Source organism: Actinomycetospora sp. 2LY8.5, assembly GCF_057180585.1.
In genome coordinates this window covers 123,725-146,513 of record NZ_JBXUHE010000011.1, presented here as the reverse complement: position 1 = coordinate 146,513, position 22,789 = coordinate 123,725, and the positions used below count along the sequence as shown (strand labels likewise).

Genomic DNA, 22,789 nt, shown 5'->3' with positions numbered 1-22,789 from the left:
GGGAACGGGATCGGGGCGGGCCAGAACGCCTTGGCGGCCAGGTGCACCAGCAGCATGGAGTCCTTGCCGCCGGAGAAGAGGATCACGGGGCGGTCGAACTCGCCCGCGACCTCGCGGATGACGTGGATCGCCTCGGACTCGAGGGCGTCGAGCTGGTCGGTGGGGGTGGCCGCGGCGTCGACCGGGGCGGCGGTCATCCGTGCAGCCCGCATTCGGTCTTGGTGAAGCCAGCCCACCGGCCGCTGCGCGGGTCGGCGCCGGGCGCCGGCTTGGCCGTACAGGGCGCGCAGCCGATCGAGGGGTAGCCCGCGTCGACCAGCGGGTTGACCAGGATCGCGTGGTCGCGGATGTACGCGTCCATCTGCTCGTCGCTCCAGTGTGCGATCGGATTGATCTTCACCAGCCCGTGGCGCTCGTCCCAGGTGACCAGCGGGGTGCTCGCGCGGGTCGGGGCCTCGACGCGGCGGACGCCCGTGACCCAGGCGTCGTACTGCGCCAGTGTCTTCTTCAGCGGCTCGACCTTCCGGAGGTGGCAGCACTGACCGGGGTCGGAGGCGAAGAGGTCCTTGCCCCACGCCGCGTCCTGCTCGGCCACCGTCTGCTCGGGCTCGGCCTGCACGATGCGCACGCCGTACGTCGCAGCCACGGCGTCGCGCGTGCCGAGGGTCTCCGGGAAGTGGTACCCGGTCTCGAGGAAGAGCACGTCCACGCCCGGACGAGCGGCCGCGCCGAGCTCGACGAGCACCGCGTCCTGCATGTTCGAGGCGACGATGAGGTCGGCGCCGAAGGCCTCCGCGGCCCAGGCGAGGATCTCGCGGGTCAGGTCCTCATGGCCCACGGTGCCCTCGCGCGCGGCGAACCGCTCGCCGGCGGCGAGCGCCTCGGTGCGGAGATCCTCGCTGGCCTCCGTGGTGGTGGTCATGCGGTTCCTCTCGCCGGTGCCGGCACCGGGGTGACGACGAAGGTGCTGCGGCAGTCCGCGCACTCCCACGCGCCGTCGGGCTCCTCGCGGGGGCGCAGGTCCTGCTCGCCGCAGTACGGGCAGTACTGGAGGGCCAACCTCATGACAGCTGCGCTTCTTCCGCCCGGACCACCCACTGGGCGAAACGCTCACCCGTCTCGTGGTGCTCGGCGTAGTTGCGGACGACCCGCTCGACGTAGTCGCCCAGCTCGGCGGAGAGCACCTTGTGCCCGCGGACCTTGCGCCCGAAGCCCGCGTCGAGGCCGAGGCCGCCGCCCAGGTGCACCTGGAAACCCGCGGCCGGATTGCCCTCGGCGTCGTTGACGATCTGCCCCTTGAGCCCGATGTCGGCGACCTGGACCCGCGCGCAGGAGTTCGGGCAGCCGTTGAGGTGGATCGACACCGGGTGCTCGAGAGCGTCCTGGACGTCGGCGAGGCGCCGGTCGAGTTCCTCGACCAGCTCACCGGCCCGGTTCTTGGTGTCGACGAACGCGAGCTTGCAGAACTCGAGGCCGGTGCACGCCATCGTCGACCGGCGCCACGGCGTCGGGCGGGCCGGCAGCCCGAGGTGGTCGAGCGCCGCGGTCAGCCCGTCGAGCCTCTCGGGCGGCACGTCCAGCACGACGATCTTCTGGTACGGGGTGAGCCGGACGCGGTTCGACCCGGCCTCCTCGGCGGCCTTGGCGACGCCGACGAGCGTCGAGCCGCTGGTGCGCCCGGCGGGCGGGGCGACGCCGACGTAGTGGTTGCCGTCGACCTGGTCGTGGATGCCGACGTGGTCGATGGTGCCCGCGACGTCCGGCGGCGGCGGGCCGTCGATCAGCTTGCGGTGCAGGTACTCGTCCTCCATCACCTGGCGGAACTTCTCCGGGCCCCAGTCGGCGATGAGGAACTTGATGCGGGCTCGGGTGCGCAGCCGGCGGTAGCCGTAGTCGCGGAACACCTGCACCACGGCCTGCCAGACGTCGGCGACCTCGTCGAGCGGCACCCATGCGCCCAGCCGCACCGCGAGCTTCGGGTTGGTGGACAGCCCGCCGCCGACGTGCAGGTCGAAGCCGGGACCGTGCTCGGGGTGGTCGACGCCGACGAAGGAGACGTCGTTGACCTCGTGGGCGACGTCCTGCTGCCCGGAGATCGCGGTCTTGAACTTGCGGGGGAGGTTGGCCAGCGACCTGTCCCCGATGAACCGCTGGACGATCTCGTCGATGGCCGGGGTGCCGTCGATGATCTCGTCGGCGGAGATGCCCGCGACCGGTGAGCCGAGCACGACGCGCGGGCAGTCGCCGCAGGCCTCGGTGGTGGAGAGGTCGACGGCCTCGAGCCGGCGCCAGATCTCGGGGACGTCCTCGACGCGGATCCAGTGCATCTGGATGTTCTCGCGGTCGGTGACGTCGGCGGTGTCGCGGCCGAAGGTCTGGGAGATCTCGCCGATGACCCGGAGCTGCTCGGTGGTCAGACCACCGCCGTCGACGCGCACGCGCATCATGAAGTGCGGCGCGTCGAGCAGCTCCTCGTCGACGTGGCCGGTGTCGGTGCCGGGGAAGCCCTGGGCGCGCTGCGTGTAGAGGCCCATCCACCGGAAGCGCCCGCGCAGGTCGGCCGGGTCGATCGAGTCGAAGCCGCGGTGGGCGTAGATGTTCTCGATCCGCGCCCGCACGTTGAGCGGGTGGTCGTCCTTCTTGGACTGCTCGTTCTTGTTCAGCGGCTCGCGGTACCCCAGCGCCCACTGGCCCTCGGCCTTCCCCTTGCGCGCTCGCGCGGGCTTCGGCTTCGGCTTCACGGCTGCGTCCTCGGTCGCCCCGGGGTGTCGCAGCGGGGTGGTCTCCGCAGCCAGAGATCCTCTCTTGGCTGACTCCTCGGAGGTCGCAGCCTTCTCGGACGACGGGGCGCCGGAACTTGCGGCCATGGTTCGGGGTTCCTCCGGGTGGTGCACGGACGCGCGCGGGCACGACGAGGATGAGGCCTCGTGGTGGGGGCGCGCGGAGTCCGCTCGGGCGTGGTGGCGGGGGCTCGCGCTCAGCAAGCCCGGCAGAGCGCGCTGGCCTGGCGCTCGAGGTCGACGTGACGTCGACTCACGAGCAGGTCGCCAGGCGCAGACATGCCCACAACCCTGCCACGAGCAGGGCCTCCGTTTCCACGTGAGCTTGCGCGCTCACTACTGGGCGAAGGGCACCGCGGCCGGCCTCGCGTCGACGGTCCCGGCCGGGTGCGACCACAGACCGCGCCGGCCCAGCTCGGGCAGCACGCCCTCGCCGACCCAGTACGCCTCCTCCAGGTGGGGGTGGCCGGACAGGACGAACTCGCTGATCCCCAGGTCGTGGTACTCCTGGATGCGGTCGGCGACCTCGGCGTGGCTGCCGACGAGCGCCGTGCCCGCCCCGCCGCGCACCAGCCCGACGCCGGCCCAGAGGTTCGGCGCGACCTCGAGGTCGGCGGCGGTCTTGGTGCCCCCGGCGTGCAGCGCGCGCATGCGCTTCTGCCCCTCGGACTCGCTCTGCGACAGGCCCGCCTGCACCTGCTCGATCATCTCGTCGGGGATGCCCTCGAGGTACTTCTCGGCCTGCGCCCAGGCGGCGTCGGAGGTGTCGCGGGTGATGACGTGCAGGCGGATGCCGAACCGCACCTCGCGGCCCTGCGTCGCGGCCAGCCCGCGGATCCACTCGATCTTCTCGCGGACCTGCTCGGGTGGCTCGCCCCAGGTCAGGTACACGTCGACGTGCTGGGCGGCGACCTCGCCCGCCTTCGGCGACGAGCCGCCGAAGTAGACCGGCGGCACCGGGTCGGGCACGCGGGTCAGCGCCGCCTCGTCGACGTGGATCTGCTCGCCGTGCAGCGTCACCGTCTCGCCGGCCCACAGCCGGCGGACGACGTCGAGGAACTCGCCGGTGCGGACGTAGCGGTCGTCCTTGCCGAGGTAGTCGCCGTACGCCTTCTGCTCGCTGGGCTCGCCGCCGGTGACGACGTTGAGCAGCAGGCGGCCCTGTGAGTGCCGCTGGAACGTGGCGGCCTGCTGCGCGGCGAGGGTGGGGGAGAGGACCCCGGGCCGGAACGCCACGAGGAACTTCAGGCGCTCGGACTCGGCGACGAGCATCGCCGTGGTCAGCCACGCGTCCTCGCACCACGCCCCGGTGGGCGTGAGGGCGCCCTCGAAGCCGACGGTCTCGGCGGCGCGGGCGATCTGGGCGAGGTAGCCGATCTCCGCGGGCCGCACGGCGTCCGCCGACGTGGTGGCCACGCCGTGACCGCCGCCGACGAGGCCGCGCGAGTCGCCGTAGGTGGGCAGGAACCAGTGGGCGGTGAGGCTCATGGGTCTCCTAGAGCGTCTCGAGGGGCTGTGCCCGCAGGGCGGCGACGGCGCTGACGACACCGGCGAGCGCGAGGTACCCCGCCGCGTACCAGGGCGTGCCGCCGCCGAGGGCGAGCAGGGAGGTCAGGATCAGCGGGGTGAGGCCGGAGGCGTAGATGCCGCCGCCCTGGAAGGCCAGCGACATGCCGGTGTAGCGGGTGCGGGTCGGGAACACCTCGGCGAACAGCGTCGACTCCGCGCCGCTGGACAGCCCGTACGACAGCCCGAGCATCACGACCAGGGCGACGGCGAGCAGGGCGACCGACCCCGTGCTGATCAGGGCGAAGGCCGGGAAGACGCCGACGACGAGCACCACGCACCCGATCGCGAACACCTTGCCGCGCCCGATCCGGTCGCCCCAGGCGCCGGCGAGCGGCACGACCGCGGCGCTCGCCACCGCGGCCACCGTGACGGCGACGAGCACCTCGGTGCGCGGCATCTTCAGCGTCGCGACCGCGTAGGTCAGGACGAAAACACCCCAGGTGTTGAAGGAGGCGCCCTCGGCCCAGCGCGCGAGCAGGGTCCAGCCGAGGTTGCGCCGCGACGGGGCGTCACGTACGACGTCGACGGCAGGCACCCGCGAGGTCTCCGCGGCGGCCTGCATGCGGCGGAACGCCGGCGTCTCCATCACCGCGAGCCGCACGACGAGCCCGACGCCGACGAGCACGAGGCTCGCGATGAACGCGACCCGCCAGCCCCAGGAGAGGAAGGCGGCGTCGTCCATGACCAGCCCGAGCAGCGCGAACACGCCCGTCCCGAGCGCGAGCCCGAGCCCCAGCCCGATCTGCGGGGTGGAGCCGTAGAGGCCGCGCTTGCCGTCCGGGGCGTACTCGACGGCCATGAGCACCGCGCCGCCCCACTCACCGCCGATCGCGACGCCCTGGATGATCCGCAGCAGCACGAGTAGGACCGGGGCGGCGACGCCGATCGCGGCGTAGGTCGGCAGGAACCCGATGCCCGCGGTCGCGAGGCCGGTCAGCGCCATGGTCACGATCAGCGTCTCGCGCCGGCCGACCCGGTCGCCGATGTGGCCGAAGATCAGCCCGCCGATGGGGCGGGCGACGAAGCCGATCGCGAACGTCGCGAACGACAGCAGCGTCGCCACCGTCGGGTCGCCGTCACCGTAGAACAGCTGCGGGAAGACGATGCCCGCGGCCGTCGCGAACAGGAAGAAGTCGTACCACTCGATCGTCGTGCCGATGAGGCTCGCGATCAGCACCGTGCGCGGGCTGGTGGTGTCCTGCTGGTCGACGGCGGGCGTGGCGGTGGTCATGGGTGTCCTCTGCGGTGGCGTGCGGGCGGGGCCTCAGCACGCCGGGCAGAGGGCGCTCTCGAGCCGTCCGAGATCCACGTGGCGCCGGGCCACGAGGAGCAGACGGTGAGCGCGCACGGACCGACCGTGCCATCACCGATCAGGAGGTTCCACCGGGAACGCGCCGCTCGTGACGTTCACCGCATCGGGGTGTACGAGATGTCAGCGGCGTGGCGTCGCTGTCATCCAGTGTCCGTAACGCCACGCGCTCACGGGCGGACGCACTCGTAGGTCACGGGCACCTCGGGTCCGTGGTCGATCACCTCGAAGGCGTCGACGGGCAGGTCGGCGAACGACTGCGCGTCGATCCGAGCTCTGCCCACTTCGCCGTGCTCGACCGGTCGTCGGCGAACGTCAGCGCGATCTCGCCGCCGTCGGACAGGTACATCCCGTAGGTCCGCAGTGCCGTGATCACGACCCGCTCCTGCTCGCCGTAGGCCGCGGTCCCAGACGACGTAGCCGCCCGCGGTGAGCCGTCGCCCGCCTGCGTGCCCTGGTAGATCTCGTAGAGCCGCCGGGCGCCCGGGGCGGCGACCAGCAGGTGGCAGTCCTCGGTGGCCGCGTCGCAGGTCAGGTCCTGCGAGCTCTCCATGACAGCGCCCGCGGGCACCAGCATGTCCGCCGGCAGCGGGTCGCAGTCGACGCCGCCGTAGCAGTACTCCGGGGCGCCGGTCACGGTCATGCGCGGGGTGTCGGGCGCCGCGGTCCGCACCGGCATCGCGAAGTCGATCTGGAACACGCCGCCGTTGCCCCACCCGCCGGCGTCGTCCAGCGCCGCCAGGATCGTGGGGCTGCGCTCGGACGCGGGCGCGCCGGAGACGTCCGCGGGTCCAGGGCTGGGAGCCGCTGAACAGGGCTCCGCCGGTGGTCTGCGGGGGCGCCGGTGGCTCTGATGACCGTGACGGCGCGACCCCGCACGACGCGAGCGCGAGGACGGCGACGGTGCAGGTCAGGGACGTACGCTGCGTCCTCCCCACGGCCGTCGACGCTAGCGCCCCGGAGATCGTGGACGACTACGGCACAGCACGCGCCGAACCACTGCACGGTGCTGGCGCAGAATGGATCCGTGCCCTCCGTCCCCCCCTCCGGCGAGCCGGCTCCGCCCGACGGCGCGCTGCCGCCGTCGTCGCTGGCCGGGCTCGGCGCGCGGCCGTTCGGGGTGTACGTGCACGTGCCGTTCTGCGCGACGCGCTGCGGTTACTGCGACTTCAACACCTACACGGCGTCCGACCTCGGGCTCACGTCCTCCGAGGACCCTGCCTCGCCCGCCTCCTGGCTCGAGGGCCTGCGCCGCGAGCTCGACCTCGCCGCCCGGGTGCTGGGGGGCCCGCCGCCCGCCGACACCGTCTTCCTCGGCGGCGGGACGCCCTCCCTGCTCGGCGCCGAGGGCCTGGTCGCGGTGCTCGACGCCGTCCGCGCGTCGTTCGGCCTGCGGCCCGGCGCCGAGGTGAGCACCGAGGCCAACCCCGAGTCGACCACCCCCGAGCTGCTCGCCGCGATCGCGGACGCCGGCTACACGCGCCTGTCGCTGGGGATGCAGTCCGACGTCGACCACGTGCTCGCCGTCCTCGACCGGCGGCACACGCCCGGTGCCGCAGTGGCGGTGGTGCGAGAAGCGCTGGAGGCCGGGTTGACCCACGTCAACCTCGACCTCATCTACGGCACGCCGACCGAGTCCGACGACGACCTGCGCCGCTCGCTCGACGCCGTCCTCGCCTCGGGTGCGGACCACGTGTCGGCGTACGGGCTGATCGTCGAGGAGGGCACGGCGCTGGCGCGGCGGATCGCGCGCGGCGACGTGCCGATGCCCGACGACGACGTGCTCGCCGACCGCTACGAGATCGTCGACGACGTCCTCTCGGCGGCCGGGTTCGGGTGGTACGAGGTGTCGAACTGGGCGCGCTCGGACGACGCCCGCTGCCGCCACAACCTGGGCTACTGGGGTGGCGGCGACTGGTGGGGCGCCGGCCCGGGCGCGCACTCGCACGTCGGCGGGACGCGCTGGTGGAACGTCCGCCACCCCGCGCGCTACTCAGCGGCGCTGGCGGAGGGGCGCTCGCCGGCCGAGGCGCGCGAGCGCGTCACACCGGACGAGGCGCACCTGGAGCAGGTGCTGCTCGAACTGCGCACGGTCGACGGCCTGGCCGTCTCGGCGCTCGACCCCGTCGGGCGCGACGCCGGCGACGAGGCGGCCCGCGACGGCCTGCTCGACCCCGCGCGCTGGGCCGACGGCCGCGCCGTCCTCACCCGGCGCGGACGCCTGCTCGCCGACGGCGTGGCCATCGCGCTCGCGGGAGCCTGAGGCTCGGGAACTTTCGCGATCACTGGCTGGTATCGCTCGTCAGGCGAGCGATACCAGCCAGTAACCGCTGGCGGAGCCTGCTCCTCACCGCCCGGCGCGCTCGGGTCCGCGGAGGTCGGGGGCCGGCGGCCAGGCGTCGGTGCCCTTCATCGGGTGCGTGATCGGGTAGCGACCAGGAAGCGGGCGACGGCGTTCTCGACGCGTCGGCCGTGCGGTGTCGGTTCCCGGTCGGGCCCGGTGATCTCGGAGGAGAGCTCGTCGGCCGGAACGTCCTCGACCTGTTCGCGGATGGCCATCGAGGGCGTCTTCTCGGCCTCCCACGCGTTGGAGGAGACCGGGCGCCCGCGCGCCGTGATCGGGTTCACCTGACAGCGGCCCGACCCGCGCCCGTGCACATTGTATGCTGTCAACAGTCGACCGGGTTCGGGGTCGCCGTCCGAGTGGAGAGCCAGCGATGTCAGCACCCACGGCCGCGGGCAGTCGGATCGCCCGTCCGGTGCCGCTGCGCGAGAGCGTCTACGACGCGATCCTCGACATGATCGTGAACCGCGAGCTCCAGCCCGGTCAGCACCTCGTGGAGAACGAGCTCGCGGGCAGGCTCGGCGTCTCCCGCCAGCCGGTGCGCGAAGCCCTGCAGCGTCTCGAGAACGAGGGCTGGGTCGACCTGCGGCCCGGCCACGGTGCGTTCGTGCACGCCCCCACCGTCGGCGAGGCCGAGCAGCTGCTCGCCGTCCGCGCCCTGCTCGAGACCGAGTCCGCCCGCCTCGCGGCGGAGAACGCCGGCGAGGAGGACGTCGAGCGGTTGCGCGAGCTCTGCCGCCACGGCGTCGAGGCGCTCGAGAGCGGCGACGTCCCCGAGGTCGTCACCACCAACGCCCACCTGCACCGTACGGTCACCCGCGCCACGGGCAACGACGTCCTCGTCGAGCTCGCCGCCCAGGTCGACCGCCGCGTGCGCTGGCTCCACACGCCGGTCGCGCGCGGGCGCGGTGCGCAGTCCTGGACCGAGCACGCGTCGCTGATCGAGGCCATCGCCGCCCGCGACGGCGACCGCGCCGCGGCGCTCATGCGCGAACACCTCGAGCACACGCGCCGGTCCTATCTCGACCAGAGCTGACCCGACATCCCCGCCGCGCATCGACGCGCGGCGTCGGGGCCGTACGCACGACCACCCACGGGTAGACCCGGGGGGAGGCGTGCGCCCACTACCCAAGGAGGTATCCATGCCGACGCTGAAGTCGTTCCTCGGTTCCCTGTCGCGGCTCCCTCGCGGCGCGTCTGCTGATGGCCGCTCGCTCGGCCTCGGTCTGGCCGGCGCGCTGCGGGCCCAGCAGGAGCAGGCCTGCCGGGACGAGGACCGCCGCGTGCAGCAGATCGCGACACGCACCGAGACCACCCACTGAGACTCACGCGCTTCGGGGCAGCGGCCGGTCGCTGATCCGGTGGTCGAGCAGGTCGACGACGGCGCCGAGGGCCCGCAGTGTCGGCACCGGCGCGCCCGTCAGGTCGGCCGGCTCGACCACCGCGGCCAGGAGCACGTCCAGCTCCATCGGTCGGCCGCGCTCGAGGTCCTGGAGCGTGGACGTCTTGTGTGGGCCCGGTGCGCTTCGCGCCGGCGAGACGTCTCGACACCGAGACCTCCGGGTGGCACCCGAGCCGGGCCGCCACCTCCAGGGTCTCCTCCGTCAACGTGGCGACGAGGTCGCGCGTGCCGGGATGCCGGCAGCTCTCGGTCATCGTCGCCCGCGTCAGCGCGCTGATCGGGTTGAACGCGATGTTCCCCATCAGCTTGATCCAGATGTCCGGCCGCAGGTCGACGCCCTCGTGGGCCCCGTGACCCCGTGGAAGTACCGGCCTTGAGGCCGAGGGCGACGCCGAGGACGACGCCGAGGACGACGTGGTCGACCGGCCCCACCTCGGCAGGGTCGTCGACGGCATGCGGACGAGCCGTGACGTCCCCGCGCGGGCTGCGCACCTCCACGCCCCGCTCACGCAGCACGGCGAGGTGGGCACCCCCGGCGATCAGGTGAACCTCGGCCCCCGTGCGAGTGAGGCTCGCTCCGACGTACGCGCGGATCGCTCCGGCACCCAGCACAGCGACCCTCACGGCCCTCTCCCGTCCACGCCGACGGGGATGCAGTATGCAGTATGCGACCACACGGTCAAGTCCGACGTCGCTCTGGACATCGCTCGACCGGACGAGTACGAACGGGGCCCATACGGTATGCAGTATGGCGTCCACCGCCAGTGACCTGAGGAGTTGACGCTGACGATGACCCAGACCATCCCCACGAGCGCCGCCGCGAACGGGGCCTCTGGCGCGGCGTCACCGGAAGAGATCTCGGGCGGACACCTGGTGGCGAAGGCCCTCAGGGCCGAGGGCGTGGACACGATCTTCACGCTGTGCGGCGGGCACATCATCGACATCTACGACGGTTGCGTGGACGAGGGCATCGACGTCGTCGACGTCCGCCACGAGCAGGTCGCCGCCCACGCCGCGGACGGCTACGCGCGGGTCACCGGGACCCCGGGCTGCGCCGTGGTGACCGCGGGCCCGGGTACGAGCGACGCGATCACCGGCGTCGCCAACGCGTTCCGCGCCGAGAGCCCGATGCTGCTCATCGGGGGCCAGGGCGCGCTCAGCCAGCACAAGATGGGGTCCCTGCAGGACCTGCCCCACGTCGACATGATGTCGCCGATCACCAAGTTCGCGGCGACGGTGCCCGGCACCGCCCGGGCGGCGGACATGGTCTCGATGGCGTTCCGCGAGTGCTTCCACGGCGCACCGGGGCCGAGCTTCCTCGAGATCCCCCGCGACGTCCTCGACGCCAAGGTCCCCGCCGACCAGGCGCGCATCCCCGCCGCCGGCGGCTACCGGGCCTCCGCGCGCTCGGTGGGCGACCCGGCCGCGATCGAGCGGCTCGCCGACCTGCTCGCCCGTTCGGAGAAGCCCTGCATCCTGCTCGGCAGCCAGGTCTGGGGCTGCCGCGCCACCGACGACGCCGTCCGCTTCGTCCGCGAGGCACGGGTCCCGGCGTTCATGAACGGCGCCGGGCGCGGCACGCTCCCGCCGGGCGACCCGCTGCACTTCCAGCTCGCCCGCAAGCACGCGTTCGCCGAGGCCGATCTGATCATCATCCTGGGCGCGCCGTTCGACTTCCGGATGGGCTACGGCACGCGGCTCTCGCACGCCGCGAACGTCGTCCAGATCGACCTCGACTACCGCACCGTCGGCAAGAACCGCGACATCGACCTGGGCATCGTCGGCGACGCCGGCAGCGTCCTGGCCGCGGTCACCGACGCGCTGAGCGGACGCACCACCACCGGCGTCGAGGCGCGCAAGGCCTGGATCGACGAGCTGCGCGGGGTGGAGGATGCGGCCTACCGGAAGCGCCTGGCCCGACAGCTCTCCGACGACGCCCCGATCGACCCCTACCGGCTCGTCCACGAGATCAACGAGTTCCTCACCGAGGACTCGATCTACATCGGCGACGGCGGCGACATCGTCACCTTCTCCGGGCAGGTCGTGCAGCCCAAGTCGCCCGGCCACTGGATGGACCCGGGGCCGCTGGGCACGCTCGGCGTCGGGGTCCCGTTCGCGATGGCGGCGAAGAAGGCCCGCCCGGGCAAGGAGGTCGTCTGCCTCTTCGGCGACGGCGCGTTCAGCCTCACCGGTTGGGACTTCGAGACGATGGTGCGCTTCGGGCTGCCGTTCGTCGGGATCGTCGGCAACAACTCGTCGATGAACCAGATCCGCTACGGCCAGGCCGCGAAGTACGGGGTGGACCGCGCGCGGGTCGGCAACACCCTCGGCGACGTCCCGTACGACAAGTTCGCCACCATGCTCGGTGGGTACGGCGAAGAAGTGCGCGACCCGGCCGACATCGCCCCTGCGCTGCAGCGTGCCCGCGAATCCGGGAAACCGTCGCTGATCAATGTCTGGGTCGATCCCGAGGTCTACGCGCCCGGAACCATGAACCAGACGATGTACAAGTAGCCGGAGGGCCGTGACGTGAACAAAGCACTGGACGGCGTTCGTGTCCTGGACATGACCCACGTGCAGTCGGGTCCCTCCGCCACGCAGATCCTCGCCTGGTTGGGCGCGGACGTGGTGAAGGTGGAGGCCACCACGGGGGACATCACCCGAACGCAGCTGCGCGACGTCCCCGACGTCGACAGCCTCTATTTCACGATGCTCAACTGCAACAAGCGCAGCATCACGCTGAACATGAAGTCCGACCGCGGCAAGGAACTGTTCACCGACCTCGTGACGCGCTCCGACGTCCTGGTCGAGAATTTCGGGCCCGGCGCGGTGGACCGGATGGGGTTCACCTGGGACCGCCTCCGGGAGATCAACCCGCGCCTGGTCTACGCCTCCATCAAGGGATTCGGCGACGGGCCGTACACGCATTTCAAGGCCTACGAGGTCGTCGCCCAGGCGATGGGCGGGTCGATGAGCACCACGGGGTTCCCCGACGGACCGCCGCTGGCCACCGGGGCGCAGATCGGCGACTCCGGCACCGGTATCCACGCGGTGGCGGGCATCCTCGCCGCGCTGCTCCAGCGCGAGCAGACCGGCAAGGGCCAGCGCGTGTCGGTGGCCATGCAGCACGCGGTGCTCAACCTGTGCCGGGTCAAGCTGCGCGACCAGCAGCGCCTGACCCACGGACCGCTCGCGGAGTACCCGAACGACGAGTTCGGCGCGGAGGTGCCGCGCTCGGGCAACGCGTCCGGCGGTGGGCAGCCCGGCTGGGCGGTGCGCTGCGCACCGGGCGGGCCGAACGACTACGTCTACGTGATCGTCCAGCCCGCCGGCTGGGCGCCGATCGCCGAGCTCATCGGCCGCCCGGAGCTCGCCGAGGACCCGGAGTGGGCCACGCCCGCGGCGCGTCTGCCGAAGCTGGACAAGATGTTCCAGATGATCGAGGAGTGGTCCTCGAACCACGGCAAGTGGGACGTCCTGGCCGCGCTCAACGCCCACAACATCCCGTGCGGGCCGATCCTCTCGACCAAGGAGCTCGTCGAGGACTCCTCGCTCGCGGACAACAACATGATCGTCACCGTCGACCACCCGCAGCGCGGCTCGTTCGCGACCGTCGGCTGCCCGATCAAGCTCTCCGACTCTCCGGTCAAGGTCGAGACCTCACCGCTGCTCGGCCAGCACAACGAGGACGTCTACCAGAAGGAGCTCGGGCTCGACGCCGACGCGTACGCCGAGCTCGTGTCGAACGGGGTGATCTGAGATGTCGTACGACCGCGACGCCGTGCGGGAGGTCCTGGAGAAGGCCCGAGCCGAGAACCGCACCGCGCTGACCGCCCCGGAGGGCCGCCACCTCTGCGAGGCCTACGGGATCCCCACGCCCGGCGAGGGCCTCGCCACCTCCGCCGACCAGGCGGTCACCCTGGCCGCCGACCTCGGGGGACCGGTGGCGATGAAGATCGTCTCGCCGGAGATCCTCCACAAGACCGACGCAGGTGGTGTCCGCGTCGGCGTGGCGGGCGAGGCCGAGGTCCGGGAGGCCTTCGAGGCCATCGTCGCGAACGCCCGCGCCTACGCCCCCTCCGCCGCGATCGACGGAGTCCAGGTGCAGCAGATGCTCGCCGGGGGTCAGGAGGTGATCGTCGGCGCGACCACCGACCCGTCCTTCGGCAAGGTCGTGGTGTTCGGGCTCGGCGGCGTGCTCGTCGAGGTCCTCAAGGACGTGACGTTCCGCCTCGCCCCGGTGGACGGGACGACGGCCCGCGGCATGCTCGACGACATCGGGGCGGCGGACCTGCTGCGCGGTGTCCGGGGCGCCGAGGCGGCCGACGCCGTCGCGCTCGCGGACATCATCCGCCGGGCGTCCGAGCTGGTCACCGACTTCCCGGAGATCCGCGAGCTCGACCTGAACCCGGTCTTCGCCCGCGCCGACGGGGCGACCGCCGCCGACGTCCGCGTGATGCTGGACGGCTCCGCGGTCACCGCGCCGCCGCAGTACTCCCCCGAGGAGATGCTGGAGACGATGACGCGCCTGATGCGCCCGCGCTCGGTCGCGGTCATCGGAGCGTCGGCCGAGAAGGGCAAGATCGGCAACTCGGTGATGCGGAACCTCGTCGACGGCGGGTTCGCCGGCGACATCTTCCCCATCAACCCCAAGGCCGACGAGATCCTCGGCCGCAAGGCCTACGCGAGCGTCTCCGACATCCCCGGCGAGGTCGACGTCGCCGTGTTCGCGGTCCCGGCCAGGTTCGTCGTCGGGGCCGTCGCGGAGGTCGGGCGCAAGGGCATCCCGGTCGCGGTCCTCATCCCGTCCGGCTTCGCCGAGACCGGCCAGGTCGAGCTCCAGGAGGAGCTCGTGGCCACCGCCGCCGAGCACGGGGTGCGCCTGCTGGGGCCGAACATCTACGGCTACTACTCCACGCACCAGGACCTGTGTGCGACGTTCTGCACGCCGTACGACGTCAAGGGCGGGGTCGCGCTGACCTCGCAGAGCGGCGGCATCGGCATGGCGATCCTCGGGTTCGCCCGCAGCACCGCCATGGGCGTCTCGGCGATCGTCGGGCTCGGCAACAAGTCCGACGTCGACGAGGACGACCTGCTGACCTACTTCGAGGCCGACGCCGATACGCAGTGCATCGCCATGCACCTCGAGGACCTCAAGGACGGCGCGTCGTTCGTGCGCACCGCGCAGCGGGTCACCCGCTCGAAGCCGGTGGTCGTGCTCAAGGCCGGCCGGACCGCGCTCGGCGCGCGGGCGGCCGGGTCGCACACCGGCGCGCTGGCCGGCGACGACAAGGTCTACGACGACATCCTGCGCCAGGCCGGCGTCGTGCGGGCGCCGGGCCTGAACGACATGCTCGAGTACGCGCGGGGCCTGCCCGTCCTGCCCACGCCGCAGGGCGAGAACGTCGTCATCATCACCGGCGCCGGCGGGTCCGGGGTGCTGCTCACCGACGCCTGCGTCCACAACGGCCTGCGCCTCATGAGCATCCCGCCGGACCTCGACGAGTCGTTCCGCGCGTTCATCCCGCCCTTCGGTGCCGCGGGCAACCCCATCGACATCACCGGTGGCGAGCCCCCGAGCACCTACGAGGCGACGATCCGGCTCGGGTTGGAGGACCCGCGCATCCACGCGCTGGTCCTCGGCTACTGGCACACGATCGTCACCCCGCCGATGGTGTTCGCCGAGCTCACCGCCCGCGTGGTCGCCGAGGCCCGGGCCGCCGGCATCGACAAGCCCGTCGTCGCCTCCCTGGCCGGCGACACCGAGGTGGAGCAGGCCAGCTCCTACCTCTACGACCGCGGTGTCGTCGCCTACCCGTACACGACCGAGCTGCCCGTCGCGGTGCTCGGCGCCAAGTACCGGTGGGCCCGGGCCGCCGGCCGGATCCCCACGCCCGCCCGCACGGCCTGACCGTCCGGTGCCGGTCGGCCGCGCTCGGGCCGGCCGGCACCGGGTCCGCACGCGACGGAGGTGTCACCGCCCCGCACGACCGCTTCGCCTCATCGGAGACTCATCGTGACCGCCTACGAAAGTCCTGACTCCTCAGTTCCCTCCACCACCAGCGAGACGCCCGACGACGGGCGGGTGTGGGCCGCGGGTGGGCTCGAGCCGATGCCCATCCGGAAGCTGCCCTCGGCCCCGCCGTCGATCCACGTGCTCGGCCCGACCGTGTTCCTCATCGCGCTCGGCGTCGGCATGGGCGAGTCCTACATGTGGCCCCGGCTGGTCCTGCTGTTCGGGCCGGACATCCGGTGGCTCTTCCTCATCGGCGTGACCCTGCAGGCCGTCGTCATGCTCGAGATGGCCCGGTACGCCATGGCCACCGGCGAGAGCATCTTCATGGGTGCCGCCCGCGTGGCCAAACCGTTGATGTGGTTCTTCTTCGTCACCGCGATCCTCGTCTACATCTGGCCTGGCCACCTCTCGGCGGGCGCCGCGGCGTTCGAGGAGCTGACCGGCATCCCGTGGCAGGCCTCGGCCGTGGTCGGGATGCTCCTGGTCGGGGTGATCTTCAGCCTGGCCCGGGTGATCTACCCCCTGCTGGAGGGCATCCTCGGCATCTCCATCGGCCTGCTGGTCCTCGGCACGTCGGTCATCGCCTCCATCGTCGGCACCTGGGCCGACCTCGCCGGCACCCTCGGCGGGATGTTCGCCTTCGGGTACTTCCCCGACGGGGCGTTCTCCCCGGAGTGGTTCCCGGTCATCGTCGGCGCCTGTGCGTTCGCCGGGCCGTCGGGCATGCAGCAGATGTGGTACACGCTCCAGCTGCGCGACAGCGGTGCGGGCATGGGCGCCTACATCCCGAAGGTCCGCGGCCTGCGGCACGCGAGCGAGCAGGAGGAGATGCCATCGCGCGGCTTCATGTTCGACACCGCGGACCCGGCCGAGATGCAGAAGTGGCGGGGCTGGCGGCGTTGGGTCACGTTCGACGCCGTCGTGCTCTTCTGGGGCATCACGATGCTGGTGACGATCTCGTTCACGATCCTCGCCTCGGCCGCGAGCCGGCAGAGCCCCGACGTCATCGCGCTGTTGCAGGCCGGTGAGCAGGACGCGGCGCTCAACGCGATGTCGGCGTCGTTCGCCTCGGCGGGCAGCCCGATCCTCGGCGGCGTCTTCCTCGGGTTCATCGCACTGATCGGTCTCAACGCGACGCTCGGCCTGTTCGACTCGTTCTCGCGCGGGCAGTCCGACATGACCTACCACTTCGTCCCCGGCGCGAAGCGCTTCCGGGTGTCGTACATCTACGCGGCATTCCTGTGGGGCGTCATCATCTTCGGCATCCTGATCCTGCTGTTCGGCCCGGCCGACGGCCCGGAGGGCATTCTCGACACCCTCGCGTTCCTCTCGACGTTCGCGATGGGCTCGTACTGCGTGGTGCTGCTGCTGGTGAACAACCGCATGCTGCCCAAGCCGATCCGTCCGAAACCGTGGACGAACGTCGTGATCGGACTGGGCGCGGTGTTCTACCTGGGCATGCTGCTCTTCAGCCTCGTGAGGTTCGGGGTGGTGGTGGGCTGATGTCCCGCGCGCGTTCCCTCGCGGAGTTCGCCGTCCCGGCCGCGGCCTGCGGCGCCCTCGGCGGCCTGGTCGTCGGCGTCCTCACCGCGACGGTCGGCTACCCGCTGAGCTGGGCGGCGGCCGGCGCCGTCGCCCTCGGACTCCCGCTGGCGCTCCTCGGCGGGGGGTACGGGGCGCTGGTGGGGGCCGGTCGGGTACGGACCGGGGTGTTCGCCCCGGCCGCCCTCTACTGGCTGATCGGCTTCCCGCTCGCCCGGTTCCTGCACGCCACCCTGACGCCGGTGCTGGCGGGCGGGGAGCCCACGGTACCCGCCGACGTCGTGGCCTTCCTGGCGTTCCAGGGACTGGTCAGCGTCGGCTTCGCGGTCGGTTTCGTCTGGCTCCACGAACGGTTCCTGCCGCACTGGTTGCGGCGCATCAAGGGTCACAACCCCGCTGCGCGACGGGTGTTCGACGCTGCGGCCGCCCAGGCCGAGGCGATGGCGACCGCGCGCGATCGGGAGCGAGCCCGCGAACGGGCCCGGCGGGGCGGCGCCCGCCCTCGCTCGCGGTCCTGACCCGAACCTCCGGAGGAACGCATGACTGTCCCGGTCTGGCTCTGGTTCGTCACGATCGGCGGATTCATCGCGATCATCGCGTTCGATTTCGTCCTGGTGTCGCGCAATCCGCACGAACCGTCGCTGCGCGAGTCGGCGCTCTGGGTCGCGTTCTACGTCGCGCTGGCGGCGCTGTTCGGCCTGGGCCTGCTCGCGACGACCGGCAGCCGGTACTCCGGTGAGTTCTTCGCGGGCTGGATCACGGAGTACTCGCTGTCGATGGACAACCTGTTCGTGTTCGTCCTGATCTTCGGGGCGTTCGCGGTCCCCAAGCAGTACCGGCAGAAGGTGCTGCTGATCGGCATCGCACTCGCCCTGGTCCTGCGCGGCGCGTTCATCGGCGTCGGCGCCGAGCTGATCTCCCGCTTCGACTGGATCTTCTACGTCTTCGGCGCCTTCCTCATCATCACGGCGTGGAAGCTGATCCGGCCCGGGAGCGACGAGACGGAGTTCAACGAGAACATCGCGCTGCGTGCCGTCCGGCGGGTGATCCCGTCGACCACGGAGTACGACCGGGCGGCCCTGACCATGAGGAAGGACGGGCGCCGGCTGGCGACGCCGATGCTGCTGGTCATGTTCGCGATCGGCACCACCGACGTGATCTTCGCGCTCGACTCCATCCCGGCGATCTTCGGGCTGACCCGGGAGTCGTACCTCGTGTTCACGGCGAACGCCTTCGCGCTGATGGGCCTGCGGCAGCTGTTCTTCATCATCGGCGGCCTCCTCGACCGGCTCGTCTACCTCAGCGTCGGCCTCGCGGTCATCCTCGGCTTCATCGGCGCGAAGATGGTCCTCGAGGCCCTGCACCGGGAGGGCGTCTCCTGGGCGCCCGAGATCGGGATCGCGGTGTCCCTGGGCGTCATCCTCGGGACGCTGACGATCACGACGGTCGCGAGCCTGATCAGGTCGCGGCGGCACTCCTCGGCGCCGTTGCCCGGGTCCGTGGACGGCGCCGCCGACGAGCACGAGGAGGTGTCGGCCGGCGTCGGCCGAGGCGGCGAGGCCAGGGCCGACGACTGACGCCCGGGGGTTACTGGCTGGTATCGCTCGCCCGGCGAGCGATACCAGCCAGTAACCGTGTGCCGGGACCCGGTCGTCCCGGCGCACGGACGCCGGGGCCCGCCTCGCTTACCATGGACGGTCGGACCCGACGGGCACATCCGGGAGGTGGACGCGGTGAACGCCGAGGAGCGCCGCGTCGCCGTCCTGCGCGCGATCGTCGCGGACTTCGTCGCCACCAACGAGCCGGTCGGCTCCAAGGCGATCGTCGAGCGTCACAACCTCGGCGTCTCGAGCGCTACGGTGCGCAACGACATGGCGGCGCTCGAGGAGGACGGCTACATCGCCCAGCCCCACACCAGCGCCGGGCGCATCCCCACCGACAAGGGCTACCGCCTCTTCGTCGACCGGTTGCACCAGGTCAAGCCGCTCTCGGCCGCGGAGCGCCGGGCGATCACCCAGTTCCTCGAGGGCGCGGTCGACCTCGACGACGTCCTCAAGCGCAGCGTGCGGATGCTCGCGCAGCTCACGCGGCAGGTCGCGGTCATCCAGTACCCGACGCTGACGCGCTCGACGGTGCGCCACCTCGAGGTGGTGCGGCTGACGCCGGCGCGGCTGATGCTCGTGCTGATCACCGACACGGGCCGGGTCGACCAACGCGTGGTCGACCTCGGCGACGTCCTCGACGAGGAGGACGTGTCGCGGCTGCGCGCACTGCTCAACAACGCGCTGGTCGGACAGCCGCTCGCGACGGCGTCGGCGCGGATGTCCGAGCTGCCCGACGACGCCCCGGCCGGTCTGCGCTCGCCGCTGCTCAGCGTGGCCGCGGTGCTGCTGGAGGCCCTGCTGGAGCGTCCGGAGGAGCGCCTGGTGCTCGGCGGCACGGCCAACCTGACCCGGGCGGGCACCGACGCCTCGACGTTGCGAGGCATGCTGGAGGCGCTGGAGGAGCAGGTGGTGGTCCTGCGCCTGCTGACGTCGGCGAGCGACCCGGAGACGGTGACGGTGCGGATCGGCGAGGAGAACGAGTCCGAGGACCTGTGGACCGCGTCCACGGTGTCGATCGGGTACGGAGCCCTATCTTCTCACGGGCAGGGAACGACCGCCCTGGGCGGCATGGGGGTCGTGGGACCGACGCGGATGGACTACCCCAGCGCGATCGCGGCGGTGCGTGCGGTGGCGCGCTACGTCGGTGAGATCGTCGGGGGACGCTGAGCGCTGCTCCTGGCGGGCGCCGGCACGGATGAAGAGGACGGACGAGGACCAGCGTGGCGAAGGACTACTACGGAATCCTGGGTGTGTCCCGGGAAGCGGACGACGCCGAGATCAAGCGGGCCTACCGCAAGCTCGCCCGTGAGCTGCACCCCGACGTCAACCCGGACGCCGAGACGCAGGCGCGGTTCCAGGACGTCAAGAACGCCTACGAGGTCCTGACCGACCCGCAGAAGCGGCGCATCGTCGACCTCGGCGGCGACCCGCTCGAGAGCCGCGGTGGCGGCGGTGGCGGAGCCGGCGGCTTCTCCGCGGCGGGGTTCGGCGGCCTCGGCGACATCATGGACGCGTTCTTCGGCGCCGCGGGCGCCACCGGCGGGCGCGGGCCGCGCAGCCGCGTGCAGCCGGGCGAGGACGCGCTCATCCGCATCGACCTCACCCTCGAGGAGTGCTCGACGGGCGTCGCGCGCGACCTCACGGTCGACACCGCCGTGCTCTGCGAGAAGTGTCACGGCGGCGGCGCGGAGCCCGGCACGCGCACCGAGACCTGTGACACCTGCGACGGCCGCGGCGAGATCCAGAACGTGCAGCGCTCGTTCATCGGCCAGGTCGTCACCGCCCGCGCCTGCCCGGTCTGCCGCGGCACCGGCGAGATCATCCCCAGCCCGTGCGCGCAGTGCGGCGGCGACGGGCGCGTGCGCTCCCGGCGCACCGTCACGGTGCAGGTGCCCGCGGGCGTCGGCGACGGCATGCGCATCCGGATGGCCAGCCAGGGCGAGGTCGGGCCCGGCGGCGGGCCCGCCGGTGACCTGTACATCGAGGTCTCCGAGGAGCGCCACGAGTACTTCACCCGCGACGGCGTCGACCTGCACTGCCACGTCAGCCTGCCGATGACCGCGGCCGCCCTGGGCACGACGCTCCCGCAGCGCACCCTCGAGGGCGAGGAGGAGCTGACGATCGAGGCGGGCACGCAGCCGAACACCACGCTGACCCTGCGCGGGCGCGGCATGCCCCGCCTGCGCTCGACGGGGCGCACCGACGGGCGCGGCGACCTGCTCGTGCACCTCGACGTCCAGGTGCCGGACCGTCTCGACACGCGCCAGACCGAGCTGCTCCGCGAGCTCGCCGAGCTGCGCGGCGAGGAGCGCCCGGACCTCGCGCACCGCAACGGGCTGTTCGGACGTCGGCGTTCGGGTGGTCGCACGCGGTGAGTGCGCGGTGAGTGCGCGGTGAGCTCGCGGCGGCGAGCGGGGGGATCTCGTGACGACCGGCGTGAGCGTGGCCGTCACGCCGACACGACGGGCCAGACGGGCCAGACGGGCCAGACGGGCCAGACGGGCCAGACGGGCCAGACGGGGTGGTCGCGGCCGGCGCTGTTCTGGGTCGACGCGGTGCCGGCGAGCGGCGAGGTCGTGCTCGAGGGCGCGGAGGGGCGGCACGCCGCCGACGTCCGCCGGGTGCGCCCCGGCGAGGTCGTGCTGATCGGCGACGGTGCCGGCACACGGGCGCGGGCGCGGGTGACCGGGGTCGAGAAGGGTCGGGTGACGACGTCGGTGCTCGAGGCGCGGGCGGAGGACGAGCCGCCGCTGCGCATCACGCTCGCGCAGGCCCTGGTGAAGGGCGACCGCGCGGAGCTCGCCGTCGAGCTGGCCACCGAGGCGGGTGTCGACGCGATCCTGCCGTGGCGCGCCGAGCGGTGCGTGGCCCGCTGGGACGACGGCGTGCGCGGCGAGAAGGCGCTCGCGCGCTGGCGGACCACGGCGCGCGAGGCGGCCAAGCAGGCGCGGCGGGCCCGGGTGCCCGACGTCGCGCCGCCGGCCACGACTCGCGACCTCGCCGCGCGCGACGCCGACGCGGTGCTGGTCCTCGAGGCCACCGCGGCGGAGTCGCTCGCCGACGTCGCGCTGCCCGGCCGCGGCGAGCTGGTGCTCGTCGTCGGCCCCGAGGGCGGGGTGACCGACGGCGAGCGCGCCCTGCTCGCCGAGGCGGGCGCGCGCGAGGTGCGGATGGGTCCGGGCGTGCTGCGGACCTCGAGCGCGGCCGCGGTGGCGCTCGGGGTGCTGGGCGCCCGGACCGGGCGATGGGGGTGACGGTGGCGCGACGGTCGCTGCTGGGGGGTCTCGCGGGGCTGGCGGCGCTGGCTGCGTGCGGCCGTGCGGAGGTCCCCACCCCCGGCGGTGGCGTCATCGTCCCGCCGACCCAGCCGGGCACCCCGGCGCCGCGGTCCCTGCCCTACGGCCCCGACCCCGCGCAGTACGGGGTGCTTCACCTCCCGCCCGGCCCGCAGCGCGTCCCGGTGGTGGTCGTGGTGCACGGCGGCTACTGGCGCGCCGCGTACGGGCTCGAGCTGGGGACGCCGCTCGCCGTCGACCTCACCAACCGTGGCGTCGCGGTGTGGAACGTGGAGTACCGCCGCGTCGGCGCGGGCGGGGGCTGGCCGACGACGTTCACCGACGTCGCGGCCGCGATCGACCTCCTGCCCGGGACGGTCCAGCAGGCCGCCGACGGGCGCCTGGACCTCGACCGCGTCGTGTTCCTCGGGCACTCCGCGGGCGGCCAGCTCGTCGGCTGGGCCGCGAGCCGTGAGCGTCTCGACCCCGGTCGGCCCGGCGCCGATCCGCAGATCGCCCCCGTCGGCACGGTGAGCCAGGCCGGGGTGCTCGACCTCGTCGCCGGCGCCGCCGCGAGGCTCGGCGACGGGGCCGTCGTCGACCTGCTCGGCGGGCCCCCGGAGGCCGTTGCCGACCGCTACGCGCTCGCCTCGCCGGCCGCGCTCGTCCCGGCCCCGGCACCCGTGGTGTGCGTGCACGGCGACGCCGACACCGTGGTGCCGCTGGACCAGTCCCAGCGTTACGTGGCTGCCGCGACCGCCGCCCGGGGCGACGCCCGCCTGCGCGTGCTGCCCGGCGCCGACCACTTCGCGGTCATCGACCCCGCGCGGCCGGCGTGGACCGTGGTCCGGGACGAGGTCGAGGGGCTGCTGTGAGAGCGCTAGGATCGGCTGGGTTTGGACCGACTGGGTTGGACCGACGGCCCCGATGGCGCAGGAAGCAGGACAG

23 protein-coding genes and 3 pseudogenes are annotated in these 22,789 nt (G+C 72.7%); 13 read left to right on the top strand and 13 right to left on the bottom strand.

Translation table 11 applies throughout. The features are described from left to right. The 9 genes and pseudogenes from AC2A1K_RS15615 to AC2A1K_RS15575 form a co-directional block, all read right to left on the bottom strand. Positions 1 to 197: pseudogene (locus AC2A1K_RS15615) on the bottom strand (sulfate adenylyltransferase subunit CysD); the annotation flags it as partial. Then, positions 194 to 922: a phosphoadenylyl-sulfate reductase gene (locus AC2A1K_RS15610; protein WP_483897217.1), complete on the bottom strand. Its 729-nt coding sequence runs from the start codon at positions 920 to 922 to the stop codon at positions 194 to 196. The gene AC2A1K_RS15610 and the pseudogene AC2A1K_RS15615, both read right to left, overlap by 4 nt. Then, the gene (locus AC2A1K_RS15605; RefSeq protein WP_483897216.1) at positions 919 to 1,065 is read right to left on the bottom strand and encodes an Insertion element protein; all 147 of its coding nucleotides are present in this window, start codon (positions 1,063 to 1,065) and stop codon (positions 919 to 921) included. Before AC2A1K_RS15605 ends, AC2A1K_RS15610 begins: the two co-directional genes overlap by 4 nt. Then, the gene (locus AC2A1K_RS15600) at positions 1,062 to 2,867 is read right to left on the bottom strand and encodes a nitrite/sulfite reductase (RefSeq protein ID WP_483897215.1); all 1,806 of its coding nucleotides are present in this window, start codon (positions 2,865 to 2,867) and stop codon (positions 1,062 to 1,064) included. Before AC2A1K_RS15600 ends, AC2A1K_RS15605 begins: the two co-directional genes overlap by 4 nt. A gap of 110 nt (positions 2,868 to 2,977) precedes the next feature. Then, positions 2,978 to 3,061 (bottom strand): putative leader peptide, encoded by an 84-nt coding sequence (locus AC2A1K_RS15595; RefSeq protein ID WP_373695199.1) that lies wholly within the window; start codon positions 3,059 to 3,061, stop codon positions 2,978 to 2,980. A gap of 55 nt (positions 3,062 to 3,116) precedes the next feature. After that, positions 3,117 to 4,268 carry an LLM class flavin-dependent oxidoreductase gene (locus tag AC2A1K_RS15590; RefSeq protein ID WP_483897214.1) on the bottom strand — a complete coding sequence of 384 codons (1,152 nt, stop codon included), beginning with the start codon at positions 4,266 to 4,268 and terminating at the stop codon, positions 3,117 to 3,119. A 7-nt stretch (positions 4,269 to 4,275) separates the two neighbouring features. Beyond that, entirely contained in the window at positions 4,276 to 5,580 is a 1,305-nt protein-coding gene (locus AC2A1K_RS15585) for an MFS transporter (RefSeq protein ID WP_483897213.1), read from the bottom strand. A gap of 33 nt (positions 5,581 to 5,613) precedes the next feature. Further along, positions 5,614 to 5,697 carry a putative leader peptide gene (locus AC2A1K_RS15580; RefSeq protein WP_483897221.1) on the bottom strand — a complete coding sequence of 28 codons (84 nt, stop codon included), beginning with the start codon at positions 5,695 to 5,697 and terminating at the stop codon, positions 5,614 to 5,616. A gap of 181 nt (positions 5,698 to 5,878) precedes the next feature. Continuing rightward, positions 5,879 to 6,358, bottom strand: a complete 480-nt coding sequence (locus AC2A1K_RS15575; RefSeq protein WP_483897212.1) for a hypothetical protein — start codon at positions 6,356 to 6,358, stop codon at positions 5,879 to 5,881. 327 nt (positions 6,359 to 6,685) lie between these two features. Between AC2A1K_RS15575 and hemW the strand changes: the two genes are divergently transcribed. Beyond that, a complete protein-coding gene (gene hemW, locus AC2A1K_RS15570; RefSeq protein WP_483897211.1) occupies positions 6,686 to 7,921 on the top strand; it encodes a radical SAM family heme chaperone HemW in 1,236 nt (411 codons plus the stop codon). 146 nt (positions 7,922 to 8,067) lie between these two features. Here hemW and AC2A1K_RS15565 read toward each other — a convergent pair whose 3' ends face one another. Further along, on the bottom strand, positions 8,068 to 8,331 hold the full coding sequence (locus AC2A1K_RS15565; RefSeq protein ID WP_483897210.1) for a hypothetical protein: 264 nt from the start codon (positions 8,329 to 8,331) through the stop codon (positions 8,068 to 8,070). 44 nt (positions 8,332 to 8,375) lie between these two features. On the opposite strand from AC2A1K_RS15565, the gene AC2A1K_RS15560 reads away from it, so the two are divergent. Beyond that, on the top strand, positions 8,376 to 9,038 hold the full coding sequence (locus AC2A1K_RS15560) for a GntR family transcriptional regulator (protein ID WP_483897209.1): 663 nt from the start codon (positions 8,376 to 8,378) through the stop codon (positions 9,036 to 9,038). A gap of 106 nt (positions 9,039 to 9,144) precedes the next feature. Next, positions 9,145 to 9,324 (top strand): hypothetical protein, encoded by a 180-nt coding sequence (locus tag AC2A1K_RS15555; RefSeq protein ID WP_483897208.1) that lies wholly within the window; start codon positions 9,145 to 9,147, stop codon positions 9,322 to 9,324. A 3-nt stretch (positions 9,325 to 9,327) separates the two neighbouring features. Here the strand turns inward: AC2A1K_RS15555 and AC2A1K_RS15550 are convergent, their stop codons facing one another. From AC2A1K_RS15550 to AC2A1K_RS15540, 3 genes and pseudogenes are all read right to left on the bottom strand, one after another. After that, complete coding sequence (locus AC2A1K_RS15550) at positions 9,328 to 9,471, bottom strand: hypothetical protein (protein ID WP_483897207.1); 144 nt, start codon at positions 9,469 to 9,471, stop codon at positions 9,328 to 9,330. Between the two features lie 142 nt (positions 9,472 to 9,613). After that, positions 9,614 to 9,706: pseudogene (locus AC2A1K_RS15545) on the bottom strand (oxidoreductase); the annotation flags it as partial. A gap of 157 nt (positions 9,707 to 9,863) precedes the next feature. Then, a pseudogene (locus AC2A1K_RS15540) lies at positions 9,864 to 10,016 on the bottom strand (ketopantoate reductase family protein); the annotation flags it as partial. A gap of 177 nt (positions 10,017 to 10,193) precedes the next feature. Here AC2A1K_RS15540 and AC2A1K_RS15535 point away from each other — a divergent pair. The 10 genes from AC2A1K_RS15535 (at position 10,194) to AC2A1K_RS15490 (ending at position 22,716) form a co-directional block, all read left to right on the top strand. Then, positions 10,194 to 11,918 carry a thiamine pyrophosphate-binding protein gene (locus AC2A1K_RS15535; RefSeq protein ID WP_483897206.1) on the top strand — a complete coding sequence of 575 codons (1,725 nt, stop codon included), beginning with the start codon at positions 10,194 to 10,196 and terminating at the stop codon, positions 11,916 to 11,918. A 15-nt stretch (positions 11,919 to 11,933) separates the two neighbouring features. Continuing rightward, complete coding sequence (gene frc, locus AC2A1K_RS15530) at positions 11,934 to 13,163, top strand: formyl-CoA transferase (RefSeq protein ID WP_483897205.1); 1,230 nt, start codon at positions 11,934 to 11,936, stop codon at positions 13,161 to 13,163. A 1-nt stretch (position 13,164) separates the two neighbouring features. After that, a complete protein-coding gene (locus tag AC2A1K_RS15525) occupies positions 13,165 to 15,315 on the top strand; it encodes an acetate--CoA ligase family protein (protein WP_483897204.1) in 2,151 nt (716 codons plus the stop codon). A 201-nt stretch (positions 15,316 to 15,516) separates the two neighbouring features. Then, positions 15,517 to 16,923 (top strand): Nramp family divalent metal transporter, encoded by a 1,407-nt coding sequence (locus AC2A1K_RS15520; RefSeq protein WP_483897203.1) that lies wholly within the window; start codon positions 15,517 to 15,519, stop codon positions 16,921 to 16,923. Next, on the top strand, positions 16,923 to 17,480 hold the full coding sequence (locus AC2A1K_RS15515) for a hypothetical protein (RefSeq protein ID WP_483897202.1): 558 nt from the start codon (positions 16,923 to 16,925) through the stop codon (positions 17,478 to 17,480). The genes AC2A1K_RS15520 and AC2A1K_RS15515 overlap by 1 nt, the downstream gene beginning before the upstream one ends. 21 nt (positions 17,481 to 17,501) lie before the next feature. Then, complete coding sequence (locus tag AC2A1K_RS15510; protein WP_483897201.1) at positions 17,502 to 18,539, top strand: TerC family protein; 1,038 nt, start codon at positions 17,502 to 17,504, stop codon at positions 18,537 to 18,539. A gap of 156 nt (positions 18,540 to 18,695) precedes the next feature. Further along, positions 18,696 to 19,733 (top strand): heat-inducible transcriptional repressor HrcA, encoded by a 1,038-nt coding sequence (gene hrcA / locus AC2A1K_RS15505; protein ID WP_483897200.1) that lies wholly within the window; start codon positions 18,696 to 18,698, stop codon positions 19,731 to 19,733. Between the two features lie 53 nt (positions 19,734 to 19,786). After that, positions 19,787 to 20,941 carry a molecular chaperone DnaJ gene (gene dnaJ / locus AC2A1K_RS15500; protein WP_483897199.1) on the top strand — a complete coding sequence of 385 codons (1,155 nt, stop codon included), beginning with the start codon at positions 19,787 to 19,789 and terminating at the stop codon, positions 20,939 to 20,941. Positions 20,942 to 21,121: 180 nt separating this feature from the next. Further along, on the top strand, positions 21,122 to 21,820 hold the full coding sequence (locus tag AC2A1K_RS15495; RefSeq protein ID WP_483897198.1) for a 16S rRNA (uracil(1498)-N(3))-methyltransferase: 699 nt from the start codon (positions 21,122 to 21,124) through the stop codon (positions 21,818 to 21,820). After that, positions 21,811 to 22,716, top strand: a complete 906-nt coding sequence (locus AC2A1K_RS15490; RefSeq protein ID WP_483897197.1) for an alpha/beta hydrolase — start codon at positions 21,811 to 21,813, stop codon at positions 22,714 to 22,716. The genes AC2A1K_RS15495 and AC2A1K_RS15490 overlap by 10 nt, the downstream gene beginning before the upstream one ends. The last annotated feature ends 73 nt before the right edge of the window (positions 22,717 to 22,789 follow it).